Below are 16,048 nucleotides of genomic sequence, written 5' to 3' on the forward strand. Positions count from 1 at the left end.
TTAGGATGTGGGTGTGCTTGGGATAGGATGTACGGTGGATGGGGGCTAGCCCTGACGCTCCTCGAGCTCGAGCTGTCGGAGCGTCAACTCGTCCTGCAGCTCGATGATGGCCCCGATACGCTCCGAGGCCTTCATGAGCGCCTGATGCTCCAGCGTGCCCGTGGCGAGCTCAGCCTCGAGGCTGGCGCGCTCCTCGTCCAGCGAGCTAAGCTGCTGCTCGATCTGCTCCAGCTCCTTGCGCTCAGCGTAGCTGAGGCGTGCTGCTCGAGGGCTCGCGCTCCGACTGGCAGGAGCTGCGGCTGCGGCCTTCTGCGCCTCGGCCTGAGCCTGCTCGGCAGCCCGGCGCTCCTCGGCAGCCTTGAAGGCGCGGTACTGGGTATAGTTCCCTGGGAAGTCACGCACCTTGCCCGCCCCCTCGAAGCAGAGCAGGTGCTCGGTGACCTTGTCCATGAAGAAGCGGTCGTGCGATACGATGAGCACGCAGCCCGCGAAGTCCTGCAGGTACTCCTCCAGAGCCTGCAGGGTGAGGATGTCAAGGTCGTTGGTCGGCTCGTCGAGGATGAGGAAGTTGGGGCAGGTGACGAGGATGGTACAGAGGTAGAGACGACGCAGCTCGCCCCCGCTGAGCTTCTCGACAGGGGTGTACTGACGCTCGGGAGGGAAGAGGAAGCGCGTCAGGATCTGTGAGGCACTGAGGCGCTCTACCCCACTGCCTGCAGGCAGGGTGAAGTTCTCCGCTAGGTCCTGCACGATGTCGATGACGCGTCGCTCGGGGGCGAAGGCAGGTGGCTGCTGGCTGTAGTAGCCGAAGCGCACCGTCTCGCCGATGTCGAAGGCACCCGTGTCGGGCTCCAGCTCGCCCAGCAGCATACGGAGGAAGCTGGTCTTCCCAACGCCGTTCTCCCCCACGATACCGACCTTGTCATAGCGGCTGAAGATGTAGTTGAAGTCCTCGAGGATGACCTTATCCCCGAAGCGCTTGGACACATGCTGCGCCTCGAAGATCTTCTTGCCGATATAGCCCGAGGCCGATTCCCCGAGGGCGATAGCCCCCTCGGAGCGAGGCGTACGGGTCTGCTGCTCGAGGGCGTGGAAGGCGTCTATCCTATACTGCGCCTTGGTGCCGCGCGCCTGAGGCTGGCGGCGCATCCACTCCAGTTCGCGGCGATAGAGGTTGAGGGCACGCTGACGCAGCGCCTCGGCCTGCTCGTGGCGCTCCTGACGCTTGGCGAGGTAGTAGTCATAGTTCCCCTTATAGCGGTAGAGCGTCCCAGCATCGAGCTCGATGATCTGATTGCAGACGCGGTCGAGGAAGTAGCGGTCATGGGTGATCAGCAGCAGCCCCATCGTGGAGCGGCTGAGGTAGTCCTCCAGCCACTCGATGCTGGCCAGGTCTAGGTGGTTGGTCGGCTCGTCGAGCAGCAGCAGGTCAGGCTGACTGATCAAGGCTCCCGCCAGGGCTACGCGCTTGGCCTCGCCGCCCGAGAGCTTGGTGATAGGCTTGGTGAGCTCGTGCAGCCCCAGCGCCCCGAGGATTTCCTTGGCGCGCTGCTCGTAGTCCCAGGCGCCCTGGGCCTCCATCTCGGGCAGGAGCTCCTCCATACGACGGCTATCCCCCTCGGCGACGGCACGCTTCCAGCTCAGTGTCAGCTGTGCCACGGGATCGTAGGGGCTGAAGCAGGCCTCGAGGATCGTCCCCTGCTGTGTCAGCTCGGGGAGCTGCGGGAGGTAGGCACGCCGTAGGTCGCGCTCGTAGACTACTGTCCCCGCGTCCTGAGGCTCGAGTCCCAGGAGGATGCGCATCAGCGTGGACTTCCCCGTACCGTTCGGGGCAATGAGCCCGACCTTCTGCCCGCGCTCTATAGAGAAACTAAGCTCGGAGAAGAGGACACGATCCCCGAAGCTCTTGGTGAGCTGATCGACCTGCAGCATTAGGGCATCGCGATGGAGTCAGGCAGCTGACGCCAGTGGCCAGCCAGCTGCGGGAGGCGCCCAGCACCCATATAGCGAGAGGAGTAGTAGGCGCTACCCGTAATACTCTCGATGACGATCCCCTTGCTGGAGCTGCTATGGATCATCTTGATGTCCCCAGCCTCATTGCTCACGACCATACCGACGTGCCCGATGCGGCTACTACCCCTATTGCTCCCGCGGAAGAAGACGAGGTCCCCAGGCTTCGGGTCGCTGAGCCTACTGGTATAGACGGAGAGGGCTGCCGAGGAATGCGGGATCTTGATCCCCTCGAGGGAGAAGATATACTTGACGAAGCCCGAGCAGTCAAGTGGCCAAGGGGCAATGCCCGAGGAGCGGTAGCGGTGCCCGAGAAGCTCATGGCCGTGCTCCATGACCGAGCGGATGAGCTCAGGCGTATGGCTCGCGATCTCTACAGGCTCGTAGCTGTAGCCGAGGCCCGAGCCGCGACGACGCGAGCGGAAGCGCTTATCCTTCTTATGCTTCTTACTGTTCTTCGCCAGGGCCTTAGACTTGGCCTGGGCGCTCTTGGTATTAGCCTTGGCCTTCCGCTTGTTCTTCGCCTTGGGCTGTGAGGCCTTGGCGGGTGCGGACTCGAGGTAGAGCTCAGCAGCGGTGCTGGTCTGCTCTAGGATGGTGAGGGGGGATTGCAGCTGAGCTGCCTGGGTAGTAGGACTCGTAAAGGGGAGAAGGAGCACTACGGCGAGCGTAGTGAGGGACTGCTTATATCGAGACATCTTGTAGTATTTAGGTGAGGGGGCTACCGCTCCGTGTGAGCAGCGCCCGCCGTGCCTCGAGGCCCTACTCCGCACGGCTGGGGAGCAAGGGCGAGCGCCACGAGGCCTATAGTGTAGCGATCATTGAAAGCCTCGTACCCGCGCACGGCACGCACATATAACGGTCACAAAGATACGATTATTCTAGCAGCTAGCCCTCCTCCACATCCGCCATGCCGGGGCTGACGCATCGTGCGCACTGGGATAGGAGGAGTTCCCCTTGAGATCGACCGAGAGGCATCAGCAGGGGATGAGCAGGCCTCGGCAGCCCCTTCGCCCTTGTCTTGTGCCGACGTATAGGCTGCGGCTTTCTGTACGCCTCAGCCCTATCCACCTCGCTCCCTATTATCCGAGCTTCCACAGACATAGCCTAGCCTAGGACAAGGGGATATGATAGATCTGTCTCGTGGACTAAGGAAGAGCCATCGGGAGGGATATCAGTCGGGAGGCTAAGGGGCGGCAGTCACGACGCTGAGGGATAGCTGTCAGCGAGCTGAGGGACGTCAGTCACGGCGCTGAGGGGTAGCAGTCAGCGAGCTGAGGGACGTCAGTCACGGCGCTGAGGGATATCAGTCGGGAGGCTGAGGGACGGCAGTCAGCGAGCTGAGGGGCGGCAGTCACGACGCTGAGGGATAGCAGTCAGTGAGCCGGGAGCTAAGAGGGGGTGGCGCTGAGGGCAGGACAAGCGGAGCAAGGGAGGCCGATTCGCAAGCACGACTTGCTAATCTAGAGGAGCATCGGCCCTCATACGGCACACTCTCCCGAATAGTGTGCAGCATTTAGCTTATCTTTGCAGCGCCTCGGGGGATTGGCCTCCAGGCGCTAGCCTCCGCTAGCTCTAGTATGATATACGACAAGAATCTCGATGAAACGAACCCTAGCGCTGGGACTGCTGTCCCTGCTTAGCCTCTCCTCGGCCGAGGCAGGAGGTCTACTGAACAACACCAGCCTGCACGCACGCTACCTCCGTAGCCTCGCACGCAACGCCTCCACTGCTATCGATGCTACCTACTATAACCCCGCAGGGCTGGTCTTCACGCCCGACGGCTGGCGCTTCAGCCTCAACAGCCAGACCGTGCTCCAGCAGCGCGACATCGAGGCAACCTTCGCCCCCTTCGCCTACAACGGCGGGCAGCAGACCAAGCACTTCGAGGGCAAGGCTACCGCCCCCATCCTCCCCACCCTCATGGGAGCCTACAAGAAGGGCAACTGGGCCTTCTCAGCCGTAGTCGGCGTCTTCGGTGGCGGCGGTAAGGCGAGCTTCGGCCAGGGCCTCCCCGTCTTCGAGGGGCAGGTAGCGGCTATCCCCGCTACGACGCAGGCACTGACGGGCTTGCTCTCCAACCCCGCTCTGGCGCAGCTCATCCCCGCGGCAGTGCGCCAGCAGCTCCCCACGATGCTCGCCCCCCTTACGGGCGTCAATCAGTACCGCCTCGATAGCCAGCTGGAGGGCCTGCAGTACACCCTCGGGCTGCAGCTCGGGGCGAGCTACAAGCTCACCGACTACCTCTCCGCCCACCTCGGTGTCCGCATCAGCTACGCCTACAATACCTACTCGGGGCACATCGGCAGCATCCAGGTCAATAAGCCCGGTTCGGCTGGCGAGTACGTCCCCGCTCCTGCCTACTTCGCCCTCGTAGATCAGGGTCTGCAGTCGCGCCTACCTGCGCTACAGCCGCTCCTCGGGAGTCTACCCGCAGCCGCCCAGGCCTCAGTACAGACGGTACTCGGGCTGCCCAAGCGCTTCGCCGAAGGGACGAAAGACAAGCAGATCGAGGTCAAGCAAACAGGCCTAGGTATCGCGCCCATCATCGGCCTTCACTTCCAGAAGGACGGCTGGGACATCGGGGCGCGCTATGAGTTCCGCACGGCGCTGACGGTGCGCAACAAGACGAAGCACAACGGCTCGGGCATGGCACAGTTCGACGACGGCATCGAGACGCCCAACGACCTGCCCGCAGCGCTTGCCCTCGGGGTCTCCTACCGCATCCTGCCCAGCCTGACGGCCTCGGTCGGCTTCAACCACTTCTTCGAGAAGCAGGCTCGTATGGCAGGCGGCAAGGAGACGCTGCTGAAGCACAACACCAGCGAATACCTCTTCGGCCTAGAGTGGCGCGCCAAGGACTGGCTGGAGCTCAGCGCCGGCCTTCAGCTGACGCGCAAGGGCGTGACGGACGACTATCAGAGCAACCTGCACTTCGACATGAGCTCCAACTCCTACGGCCTCGGGGCGGGGATCCAGCTGACGAAGGAGCTGCAGCTCAACCTCGCCTACATGTTCACCGACTACCGCGATCACCAGAAGGAGGCCCTCTACATCGCCAAGAGCGCCCTCACCCCGCAGGGCGTCAGCGCCAAGGAGCGCTACACGCGTAAGAACCAGATCTTCTCCATCGGTATCGACTACACGCTCTAGGGTAGCGAGCTCCCGACAGCAAGCAAGCGGGCTCCCCGAGGCATAGACCTCAGGGAGCCCGCTTCATCTATCTACCCCTACGCCACGCCGTGCTCCCAAGGGCAGGCAAGCAAAGGGCTAAGCACGTCCGTACCCAAGGGGGTAAAAGCGCGCAGCCCCACAGCGGCAGGTCCTCCCGAGGGAGGGCTTGCCGCTGTGGGGCTGCACTACTTGGATAGCGCTCGGGGCTACTCCTCGGCTGGGCTCGGAGTGGGCTCTGCCCGCTCGGGGCAGACAGGCTCCGTCTCCTCGAAGCAGCTACGCAGTAGCTCGGGGATGTCGAACTGATGGGTCTTCAGCCCCTCGAGCAGCTCCCGCCCCTGAGGGGTCAGCGAGAAGAACATCTGACGCCTATCCTCCTTGCCGAGGCGGCGCACGAGGTACTTCTTACGCTCCAGCGAACTGGTAACCTTAGAGGTATTGGAGGGCGATAGACCCGTCTGCTGACAGATGAAGGAAGGGGTCACGCGCTCGTAGCCCGTGACACAGAGCACCATGGCCTCGTTGAGCGAAAGGCCGTGTGCCGTGGCGAGGGAATCCTCTAGGGCGGCCAGCGCCCGGACTAAGTCCCTCATCACACAGATGGATCGTACGTACTCCATAGATCGTTATTGCTAGTTCGTCATTAAATAAACAGGTTCACTCCCGCCTGCTCGGCGCGCTCCATGTAGGAGGCGACACCGCCGACGGTGACCTCGTCCAGCAGCTCCTCGCACGCTATGCCCATGACGTCCATAGACATCTGGCAGGCGATGAACTCCACGCCTGCGGCGAGCGCCTGCTGGCGTAGGGATTCGATGGAGTCCACGCCCTTCTGCTTCATCAGGTAGCGCATCATCCGCGGGCCGATGCCGAGGAAGTTCATCTTCGACAGCGGGAGCTTGGTCGAGTCTGAGGGGAGCATCCAGCCGAACATACGGCCGAAGAAGTCCTTCGCCACGCGTGGCTTGTGCTCGCGCTTCAGGACGTTGAGCCCCCAGAAGGTAAAGAAGATGCTGACCCGTCCCCCCGTAGCGGCTGCGCCGTTGGCAAGGACGAAGGTCGCCAGCGCCTTGTCCAGATCGTCATCGAAGAGGATGAAGGTCTTGTTGCGCTGCCCAGCACTAACGGGTCGGCTCGCCTCCTGAGCGCAGACGCTGGCCTTCTCCAGCTGGACGATATAGACGCCGCCTTCGCTGCGGGAGCCGACGAAGCGATGTCCCGTACTGCGGCACCAGGCCTCGGCATCGCGGGGGAAGCCCACATCCGTAGCACGTACCTCGAGGCGCCCCCCCACTGGGAGCTCGTCCATAGCGCGGCGCAGCTGGAGGATGGGGCCTGGGCACTGGAGGCCGCAGGCATCGAGCACGCGGAGCTCAGGCGCCGCGGCGGGCTGCTCAGCAGCTGCCTTTGCGCTAGCCGCTCCCGCGTGGGGATCGCTGGGTCGCTGAATCACAGTCGTAGCCGCGCGGTAGGTCTTGATGCCCCCGACGAGGTTGCGCACCTCTCTGTAGCCCTGGCCTCGGAGGATGTTGGAGGCAAGGTAGCCGCGCACCCCCACGCCGCAGAAGAGCCATAGGGCACGGTCACGGGGCAGCTCCGCGAGGCGCTCGCGCAGCTCATCCAGCGGCACATTGACCGCGCCTGGGATGGTGCCGAGGGCGTACTCCTCGGGGGTGCGCACGTCGATGAGGGCTACCTTAGATAGGTCGGCCTCGCACAGCTCGCGCCAGTAGAGCGGCTGCATGCGCCCGCTGCGTATATTCTCCGCCACATAGGCCGAGATCGCTACGGGATCCTTGGCCGAGGAAAAGGGCGGGGCGTAGGCCTGCTCGAGCTCAGTGAGCTCAGCGACCGTCATGCCGCGCTTGAGGGCCAGTGCGTACTGGTCGATGCGGGTGTCTACCCCATCGTAGCCGACGATCTGCGCGCCGTAGATGCGCCCGTCGCTGGGGGCGAAGGTGACCTTGATGGCCATCTGCCGAGCCCATGGATAGTAGCCAGCATGCGAGGCGGCGTGGATCGTCGCCGAGAGGTAAGGGATACCGAGCTGCTTGAGGCGCTTGGCGGGGAGGCCCGTGGTGGCGACCGTGAGGTCAAAGACCTTAGCGATGGCTGTACCTACCGAGCCCTCGTAGCGCTGCTGGGCGCCGAGCACCATATTATCCGCTACGATACGTGCCTGACGGTTGGCAGGACCAGCGAGATAGTTCAGCCAAGGCTGTCCCGTCACGGGGTGCGGATACTCGATGGCATCCCCCACGGCCCAGATATGCGCCTTGGAGGTCTGCAGATACTCGTCTACCCAGATGCCCTTGGTCTCCCCGAGCTTGAGGCCAGCCTCCTGGGCGAGCTTTGTCTCGGGGCGTACCCCGATGGAGAGGAGGACGAGGTCAGCCGCAAGCGTCGCCCCCGACTGGAAGCGCAGCTGGAGGCCTTCGCCTACCTGCTCGAAGGCTGCTACAGCCTCCTCGAGGTAGAGCGCGACGCCCTTGCTCTGGAGCTCCTCGTGTACGAAGGCCGCCATCGAGTAGTCCATCGGAGCCATCACCTGCGGCGCCATCTCCACGAGCGAGACCTCGAGGCCCAACTGGTGGAGGTTCTCCGCCATCTCCAGCCCGATGAAGCCCCCGCCGACGATGACGGCACGCTTGGCCTGATGTCCCTCTAGATAGGCCTTGATCCTATCCGTGTCGGCGACATTACGCAGGGTGAAGATTCCCTCGAGGTCGATCCCAGGGAGAGGTGGACGCAGCGGTGCTGCCCCAGGGGAGAGCAGCAGCTCGTCATAGCGCTCGGTATAGCTGCGGCCATCGACCGTACGTATGCTGACCTCCTGCCGATCGGGATCTATAGACATGGCCTCACTCTGGGTGCGCACGTCGATATTGAACCTACGGGCAAAGGCAGCGGGTGTCTGGACAAAGAGGCGATCGCGCTGCTGGATCACGCCCCCGATATAATAAGGAAGGCCACAGTTGGCATAGGAGATATGCTCTCCCCGCTCGAGGAGGATGATCTCGGCCTGCTCACTGAGGCGTCGGATACGAGCGGCAGCCGTGGCTCCGCCTGCGACCCCACCGATGATGAGGTACTTCTTCTTTGACTCTGCTTCGTGCATCATTAGCTCTATACTATGGTGTGATGCCTAGCGGAAGGAGCAGCCCCCTTGCTCTAGGCTTCGTCAAAGATAGCCAAATATTGACTCGCAATAAAGTTTCCCAAGGGAACAACATAACCCAAGGGTGCATCGCAGGTCTACTGTTAGCGCAGGCGCATCTTCACCAGGACAATCTTAGTCGAGGTCGAGCGCAGGATCTCGAAGCTGAAGCCCTCGATCTCGAGGACCTCTCCAGGAGTGGGAATACTGGGATGGTGATGGAGGATGAAGCCCGCTACCGTCTGGTAGTCTTCGTCCTCGGGGAGCGTGAGATCGAACTGCTCGTTGATGTCATCGATCTCCATGCGTCCGCTGAAGAGGTAGGTCGACTCGTCCAGCTGCTTGGCGATACGCTTCTGACGGTCGTGCTCGTCCTCGATGTCACCGAAGATCTCCTCTACGACATCCTCCAGCGTGATAAGCCCTGCGGTACCGCCCAGCTCGTCGATGACGATGGCGATGCTCTTCTTGCGCTGCATCAGGAGCTTCATCAGCGTGCTGGTCTGCATGCTCTCTGGGACGAAGACCGCAGGGACGATACGCTCCTGCCAAGGCCCTGGGCGGAACATCTCGCTGGAGTGGATGTAGCCGACGACGTCGTCGATATTATCGCGGTAGATGATGAGCTTGGAGAGGCCGGTGGAGATGAAGAGCCGCTCGAGATGCTCGCGGGTGGTATTGAGCTCGGCACCGACGATCTCGTTGCGTGGCAGCAGACAGTCGCGCACCTGCAGCTCCGCAAAGCCAATAGCGTTCTGAATGATCTTGACCTCCGTCTCTATGCCCGAGGCCTGCCCGTCATCCGAGCTGTGCGTCAGGTAGTACTCGAGGTCCAGTGAGGAGAGCGCGGGACGAATGGCTACACTCGTGCTGCGCTGACCCGCGAGGAAGAGGACAAGGCGCGTGATCCAGCCGATGACGTAGACGAAGGGATAGAGCAGGACATAGACCAGGAGCAGGAGCGAGGAGAAGAAGCGCATCGTGCGGTTGGGGTTCGCCCTGAAGGTCACCTTGGGGAGGAACTCCCCGACGAAGAGGATGAGCAGCGTGCTGAGCACCGACTGCAGTAGCAGGATCAGCCCGTCGCTATCGCCCACGAGACGCTCCAGCCAGGGCTCCATCAGCTCTGCCATCAGCAGCCCATAGATGACCAGCGCCACATTATTGCCCAGCAGCATCGTCGTGATGAAGCGGTCGGGGCGGGCAAAGAAGAGGCCCAGCACCTTGGCCGAGAGCCCGCCCTTAGTACGGTCGAGCTCCAGGCGCAGCTTGTCCGAGGAGAGGAAGGCTATCTCCATCCCAGAGAAGAAAGCCGAGGCCAGGAGGCTGAGGAAGATATAGAGGTAGATCGTCATCGGTCTAGGGAATAGCAGCTAGGAGACACGGGCTGGTGCAGCGGGACGAGCTGAGGCAGCGGGGGTCGACGGAGTAGCTGGAGCGGAGGGGCGAGCAGGGGCTGCAGGCGTAGCGGGGATAGCGGGCTGCACGGGGGACGAGGTAGGTGTGGGAGACGAAGCGGGGGAAGCAGGGGCGGGCTTATCCTCGTACTCTAGGCTGCCCTTATTATCCTGGATCTCGTACCAGCTGAGGTCATCGGTGGCCTCGAAGCGTGAGCCGCGGAGCTCACGCCCCTGAGTAAAGAAGTAGGTCGTGTCCCGCGAATAGAGCTTGCGGGCATCGCGCTGCCAGAAGAGGCGGTGCGTGCTGAGGCGCTCGCCCTTGGGGCCTTGCACCTGGACGTGGCCGACCAGCTCCCACTCCTCGTGCTCGGTGCGCCGTACCGCCGAGTCCGCCTTAATGAAGACCTGGCTGCCCTGACTGCCATCGTAGGGACGGAGCAGCAGGCCCTTGGGGAAGACCCATTCGTTGCGCTCGGGACGCTCATAGATAAGCAGCACTGGGGCCGTCATACGATAGCGGACAAGGCCCGAGTCCGAGATCAACGTGTTGAGCTGGAGCATGCGTGCCGTGTAGAGCGAGTCGGGGTTGACGTCTAGGTTCTTGACCTCGACACGCTCCTTCGTGCAGGCCGTCGTGAGGCCGAGGAAAAGGAGCCCTAAGGCCGCCCCCAGACGCGCGAGCAGCAGGCGTAGGGAAAAAGAGGAGCTCTCCACCGAGGACCTACGATCCTCGGTGGAGAGCTCTAGTTGTAATGGCTTCGCCCCTCGGGGCGAGCGCAAGTCTATCATACGCTAGGTATGCTCTAGACTAAGGGATGACGATGGTCTCGCCACCGATGTTGAGCGTGCTGCCCTTCTTCAGCTCGGGGTGCATGAAGATGTCCTGAGCGGAGGGGAGGTAGCGCTGGTAGGAGGCGATGAGGCGGTTGGCCTGACCTGCTACCTTGGGGTCCACGCTAGCGGCACGGCGCAGCTTGTTGATGACGAGGTAGTAGACGCAGCGCTGCTTCACGGGGTCACCGGGGAAGAAGCTGCTGGCGGAGTTAGCCGTGCTCTGAGCCAGGACGATGAGCGCCTGACCGGAGTTGGGGTTCTCGGCGAGCACCTTGTTGGCATAGGTACGTGCCTGACCGTGGTTGCCCTGCTTGAGCGAGAGCTGGATGAGGACCTCGTAGCACTTGACGCGCTCAGAGGAAGTCTTCGCCAGAGCGATGGCCTTGTTGAGGTACTCCGAAGCCTCGGCGTACTTGCCCGAGGAGATGGCTTCACCAGCCAGACCCATAGCAGCGTTGGCCGTAGGCTCGATATCGAAGAGGTAGCGGCTAGCGCGGAAGACGGCAGGAGCGTCACAGCCAGCAGCCTGGAAGAGGGCTACCGTCGTCGTCAGATAGGCCTTGTCTGCCTTGTGCTCGTCGATCTTGTCCGAGGTGTAGAGCTTGGTCAGCAGGTCACAGCCAGCCAGCCCACTCTGAGCGAACTCAGCATCCATAGGATTCTTGAAGTCCTCGACGAGCTTGCGTGCAGCGGCGTCTTCGCCAGCGGCAGCCAGCGCCTCATCGGCGAAGCCCGTAGCCTCGAGGTAATCCTTGATGTAGTTCTCGATCTTCGTGGTGTCACGCATAGCGACCGAGCGAGAGGCGAAGGTATAGTAGTAGAGGGCCTCAGGAGCCGTAGCGCCCTTGGTCTGAGCGATGGCAGGCTTCAGCCAAGCGTAGATCTTGGTGTAGTCAGCGTCCTTACCTGCTATGGTGAGGTAATCCTTCGTCTTGGCGAGCATAATCTTGTCCACAGGCATCTTGTCGTCGTCGCCGAAGTAGGTAGCGCGATCATCGTAGAGCTTGAGGAGCTGCTCCAGGACAGCCTTCTTCGCTGCGGGATCCTTGGCCTGCTCTAGGCGCCAGTGCAGGATCTTCGAGCCGATGATGTAGATATTCTTAGAGGAGGCGGGGCACTCGTCGTAGGCCTTCTTCCAGTGCTCGAGCGCATCCTGGTAGTTGCCCGTCTTCCCTAGGCTCGTGAAGAGGCTGATGCTTTGGCGGCAGCGGATACTATCCTGACCGTGACCAAAAGGCGTCCCAGAGGCCTTCCCCGTCTGGGCATAAGCAGCCGTGGAGAGAAGTCCCAGGGCTGCGACCAAGAGCATTCTGTTCAGTTTCATGTGTCTTGTCTTCTATTTAGTGTGATATCAATCCTTGTATAGCGATGCGCGAGGCTAGTTGATGCGCGCCTTGCGGAACCAGCCCTCGTTGAAGGTGATGCCGACCGTCAGACCGAGGCTGTGCTCGCTGACCATATCGGCCTTGCCAGGGCGGAGGTAGTTGTAGTCGATGCTGATGTTAAGCAGCGAGCGGCGGTCGATGAGCGGGATCCCGACCCCGAGGGAGGCACCTAGCTCGGTGTAGCCCGTGAGCTCCCCGCTAGGGGTAGGCACCTTGAGGTAGGAGTTCGCTCCGTTCAGCCCGAGGCGATAGCGTGCCTGAGAGAAGGGGTTACGTGCACGGTGGTTGGGAATCCACTCGAGCCCGAGGGCGGCACGATAGCGGTCGGTGAAGCTAGCGTCGCCGTCGGTGTACTTCGACTCACTCCACTTCTGATAGCTGGCGTCGAGGCCGATGAGGAGTGAGTTAGCACGTCGGTAGCTGATCCCGAAGCCCGCGCTGAGGGGTACGATATGCTGGCTCGTCGAGCTCGTCGTGTCGCTCAGCTGGAGGGTGCTCTGATTGGTCTGCCCATTGTAGCGCAGCTGCTGCTGAATGCGCTCCGAGCGCAGCGACATCTTGGGGGCGAAGGTCGCCCCTATCGTGAGGCTATGCTCATGCTTCTTGTCCAGCATCAGCTCGTACTGCAGGCCCGCATCGACCTTGAAGCCCGTCAGGTGGAGCTGCGTCAGGTAGATGGGATTGACCGCCTCCTCACGTAGGAAGTTGATCTGTCGCTGATGCGAGGTGTAGCCGAAGAGGTAGGCGGCATTGACCCCGAGCGAGAAGTGCCCGATACGCCCTGCTAGCCCGAGGTAGAGGTCATTGATGCTCCCCTGCCCCGAGTAGGTACGACGGTAGGGATTGGCCCCCTCGGTGCCCTTGAGCTGCTGGGTATTGCCGAACTGGTAGCCGACCGTCGAGAAGGGCATGATCCCTGCGCTCACCGCCAGATGACGGCTCACGGGGAAGAGGATCGTGGCGTAGTCGAGATTGCCGAGCACGCGGCTATCCGTCTTGCCGTTCTCCTTGAGGTAAGCCCCGCGCAGCGATACGGCCAGATCCATGATGAAGGTCATCGAGTCCACGGCCGTGTAGGAGGCGGGGTTCGCTGGATTGGCCACGAGCCCGTCACGCAGGCTGATGCCTAGTCCTCCCATAGCCCGAGCTGCGGCCGTCTGGCGGGCGCCGAGTCGGCCATAGCCGTAGCGGCTGTAGGGCGAGCGCTCGTTATTGTTCTGCGCGAGCACGCTTGTACTCACGGCCAGGGTGAGGAGGCCGCCATGGACCAGCTGTATGAGTAGCTTCTTCATTGACTACTATTTATTGTACTCCAGTATTTCATTTAGTCCGTAGAGGACAAGATCAGGGTCGACACAGACCTCCTGGCGCAGCGTCTCCTGTATTAACGTAGCATCGCCGCCCGTCAGGTATACCACCGCGTCGGGGTGCGCTGCTCTCAGGGCCTGTATGTAGCCGTCTATCTCATAGACGATCCCCTGCAGCACGCCGCGGCTGATGGCCTCACGCGTCGTCTGCCCGAAGCCGAGCGTCAGATCCTCTAGATCCGAGAGCAGCGGAAGACGCGAGGTGAAGTGATTGAGCGCCTTGGTCCTCGTGTAGAGTCCCGGGGAGATGTTGCCCCCGAGATGGACGCCCTCACTGGTGATCCGCTCGATGGTGATGGCCGTGCCAGCATCCACGACGAGCAGCTCACGCCCTCGGCCTACCCGAGAGTAGGCCCCGACCACCCCCGCGAGGCGATCGCTCCCGAGGCGTGCTCGGTCGTAGCGTATCTCTAGGGGTACTGGGGTGCTCGCCCCGATCTCTATGACCAGAGGCATACGCTCCGACAGCATCCCGAGCAGCGGCTGATCCACCTGGGCTACCGAGCTGTAGACGGCTGCGTCTATGTCGGGATAGACCGCTAGGATCTGATGCACATCGCGCAGGGAGAGCTGGGGGTAGGTACAGTGCTTGTGCAGCTCCTTGCCCACAGCCACCGCTACCTTACATACCGTATTCCCTTGGTCGATGATTAAGTTCACGTCTCGATCGAATTGTCCAATTAGACTACAAAGTAACGGCTTTTCTGCGTAAGAGCGACCACTGGGGCTGGGAGCGGACGCATCTGCGCCGCCTCAAGTCCCTGTAGAAGAGGCATTAGACGGGTCATCTAGAGTAGGAAGGGCTCGCCTGGCTTGAGGTGCGAGCGCAGGAGCTCCAGCGCCTTATCCTCGGCGGCACGCATCTGCTCAGGCTCGCCAGGGGCCTTGTCATTGAGCCCGCAGAGGTGCAGCACCCCATGGATGATCACCCTGTGGAGCTCCTCGTCGAAGGGGACGCTCGCCTCCTCGGCATTGCTCCTGACCGTGTCGAGGCTGATCAAGAGATCACCCGCGATGCGCTGCCCCTCACTGTTGTCAAAGGTGATGATATCGGTGTAATAGTCGTGCTGGAGGAACTCCTGATTGACCCGCAGGATATGCTCGTCGCTACAGAACTGGTAGTACAGCTGGTCGACCTTACGCTTGTAGCTCGCGGCGACCTCCTTGATCCAGGTCTTCACCAGGCGCTCGCGCAGGGCGGGACGCACTACATCCTCATCCGCAAAGAATTCGATCATCGTCTCAATAGATATATATAGGTCTAGGCTAGTCCTCGCGCAGCAGCGGCTCGTCATCGGTCAGACGACCGTGGCCGTGGCGTAGCACCTCGAAGGGCTCGGTCGTGCAGTCCACGATCGTCGAGGGGGCGAGCGGGACAATCCCCGCGTCGAAGACCCCTGCCACCAGGCGCCCGAAGCGCTCATCGATCAGCTCGGGATCGGTCGCATACTCGGGCTCGGTCTCGTCCTCGATGGGGAGCGAGGCCGTCACCAGCGGATTACCGAGGTGCTCCGAGAGCAGACGCCCTACAGCATGCTGTGCTAGGCGTACCCCGACTTCGTTGCGGCGCTTGAAGATCTTGGGCAGTGCCCCCGCAGCTGGTAGGATGAAGGTATAGTTGTGCTCGTGGTCCTTGATGAACTTGAAGGCACGGTCGTTCATCTTGCAGTACTCCGATACCTGGCTCAAGGAGGCGCAGGCGATGGAGAGGGACTTCTTCTTGGGGTCAACCCCCTTGAGACGGCACAGTGCCTCGATCGCCTTGGGCTGCAGGGCATCGCAGCAGTAGGCATAGCCCGAGGCTGTAGGATAGATGAAGACGGCGCCCTCACGCAGCTGGTCGATGAGCTCACTCAGCAGGCGATAGTCGGGGGCGTCGGGGTAGAGTCGTATCAGCATAGCCTCGTCCTCCTCGTATAATATGGCTTAGGCGCCGAGCTGCTCCTGACGTACGGCCTCGTAGATCAGGATACCAGCGGCGACGGAGACGTTGAGCGAACCGATGGCACCGACCTGTGGGATGCGGGTGATGCTATCTGCCATGCGGAGCACATCGGTCGATACGCCGTGGTCCTCAGCGCCCATGACGAGCCCCAGCGGGAGCTGGAGCGCGGTCTCGGTATAGCGCTCCTCGGCCTTCTCCGAGGCAGCCACCACGCGCACACCACTGCTCTGCAGCAGGCCGACAGCTGCGGCGATGCTGCTCACGCGGCACACGGGGATACGGTGCAGGGCCCCGGCGGAGGTCTTGACGGCGTCGGCCGTCACGCTCACGCTGCCCCGCTCGGGGATGACGAGGGCATCTACCCCAGCGCACTCAGCTGTGCGGGCGATCGCGCCGAAGTTACGCACGTCCGTCAGCCCATCCAGCAGCACGATGAAGGGGGCACGCCCCTCCTCGTAGACACGCGCCACCAGCTCCTCCAGCGGCGTGTACTCGATCTCGCTGATGAAGGCGATGACGCCCTGGTGCTGGCGCTGGGTCAAGCGCCCCAGACGCTCCTCGGGGACGAACTGTACGGGTACCGAGCGCTCACGCGAGAGTGCTAGGATACGTGCGCTCTCCTCGGTGCGCAGTCCGCGCCTCATCATTACCTTGTCGATCTCTCGGCCTGCCTCCAGCGCCTCTAGCAGCGGGTGGATGCCGAAGATCATATTACTCTTTGCCATCTATCTTCTTGTCTTTAGCTCAATAGCCTCACGCTGAGGCAGCAGGGCAAA

Annotated in this window: 13 protein-coding genes; 1 reads left to right on the plus strand and 12 read right to left on the minus strand. The window is 62.2% G+C overall.

Annotated elements, in window-relative coordinates:
• Nucleotides 1–45: 45 nt before the first annotated feature.
• Nucleotides 46–1,932, minus strand: coding sequence for an ABC-F family ATP-binding cassette domain-containing protein (locus J4862_RS05085; protein WP_211788049.1), 1,887 nt, complete (start codon nt 1,930–1,932; stop codon nt 46–48).
• On the minus strand, nt 1,932–2,708 hold the full coding sequence (locus J4862_RS05090) for a C40 family peptidase (RefSeq protein WP_211788050.1): 777 nt from the start codon (nt 2,706–2,708) through the stop codon (nt 1,932–1,934). The genes J4862_RS05085 and J4862_RS05090 overlap by 1 nt, the downstream gene beginning before the upstream one ends.
• Before the next feature lie 904 nt (nt 2,709–3,612).
• On the opposite strand from J4862_RS05090, the gene J4862_RS05095 reads away from it, so the two are divergent.
• Nucleotides 3,613–5,163, plus strand: coding sequence for a FadL protein (locus tag J4862_RS05095; protein ID WP_211788051.1), 1,551 nt, complete (start codon nt 3,613–3,615; stop codon nt 5,161–5,163).
• A 227-nt stretch (nt 5,164–5,390) separates the two neighbouring features.
• Here the strand turns inward: J4862_RS05095 and J4862_RS05100 are convergent, their stop codons facing one another.
• The 10 genes from J4862_RS05100 to rlmB all read right to left on the minus strand — a co-directional run bounded on the left by J4862_RS05100 (nt 5,391) and on the right by rlmB (nt 15,997).
• Complete coding sequence (locus J4862_RS05100; RefSeq protein WP_211788052.1) at nt 5,391–5,804, minus strand: MarR family winged helix-turn-helix transcriptional regulator; 414 nt, start codon at nt 5,802–5,804, stop codon at nt 5,391–5,393.
• Nucleotides 5,805–5,827: 23 nt separating this feature from the next.
• Nucleotides 5,828–8,305, minus strand: coding sequence for an FAD-dependent oxidoreductase (locus J4862_RS05105; RefSeq protein ID WP_371742378.1), 2,478 nt, complete (start codon nt 8,303–8,305; stop codon nt 5,828–5,830).
• Between the two features lie 140 nt (nt 8,306–8,445).
• Complete coding sequence (locus J4862_RS05110) at nt 8,446–9,696, minus strand: hemolysin family protein (protein WP_211788053.1); 1,251 nt, start codon at nt 9,694–9,696, stop codon at nt 8,446–8,448.
• Between the two features lie 18 nt (nt 9,697–9,714).
• Complete coding sequence (locus tag J4862_RS05115) at nt 9,715–10,530, minus strand: LPS export ABC transporter periplasmic protein LptC (protein ID WP_211788054.1); 816 nt, start codon at nt 10,528–10,530, stop codon at nt 9,715–9,717.
• A 19-nt stretch (nt 10,531–10,549) separates the two neighbouring features.
• Nucleotides 10,550–11,899, minus strand: a complete 1,350-nt coding sequence (locus J4862_RS05120) for a M48 family metallopeptidase (RefSeq protein ID WP_211788055.1) — start codon at nt 11,897–11,899, stop codon at nt 10,550–10,552.
• A gap of 54 nt (nt 11,900–11,953) precedes the next feature.
• A complete protein-coding gene (locus tag J4862_RS05125) occupies nt 11,954–13,252 on the minus strand; it encodes a hypothetical protein (protein ID WP_211788056.1) in 1,299 nt (432 codons plus the stop codon).
• A gap of 6 nt (nt 13,253–13,258) precedes the next feature.
• A complete protein-coding gene (locus tag J4862_RS05130) occupies nt 13,259–13,987 on the minus strand; it encodes a type III pantothenate kinase (protein WP_211788057.1) in 729 nt (242 codons plus the stop codon).
• A gap of 128 nt (nt 13,988–14,115) precedes the next feature.
• A complete protein-coding gene (gene ybeY, locus J4862_RS05135) occupies nt 14,116–14,565 on the minus strand; it encodes an rRNA maturation RNase YbeY (RefSeq protein WP_211788058.1) in 450 nt (149 codons plus the stop codon).
• Nucleotides 14,566–14,593: 28 nt separating this feature from the next.
• Nucleotides 14,594–15,226 (minus strand): L-threonylcarbamoyladenylate synthase, encoded by a 633-nt coding sequence (locus J4862_RS05140; RefSeq protein WP_211788059.1) that lies wholly within the window; start codon nt 15,224–15,226, stop codon nt 14,594–14,596.
• 27 nt (nt 15,227–15,253) lie between these two features.
• Complete coding sequence (rlmB, locus tag J4862_RS05145) at nt 15,254–15,997, minus strand: 23S rRNA (guanosine(2251)-2'-O)-methyltransferase RlmB (protein ID WP_211788060.1); 744 nt, start codon at nt 15,995–15,997, stop codon at nt 15,254–15,256.
• Between the last annotated feature and the right edge of the window lie 51 nt (nt 15,998–16,048).

The organism is Porphyromonas sp. oral taxon 275 (assembly GCF_018127745.1).
GTDB lineage: Bacteria > Bacteroidota > Bacteroidia > Bacteroidales > Porphyromonadaceae > Porphyromonas.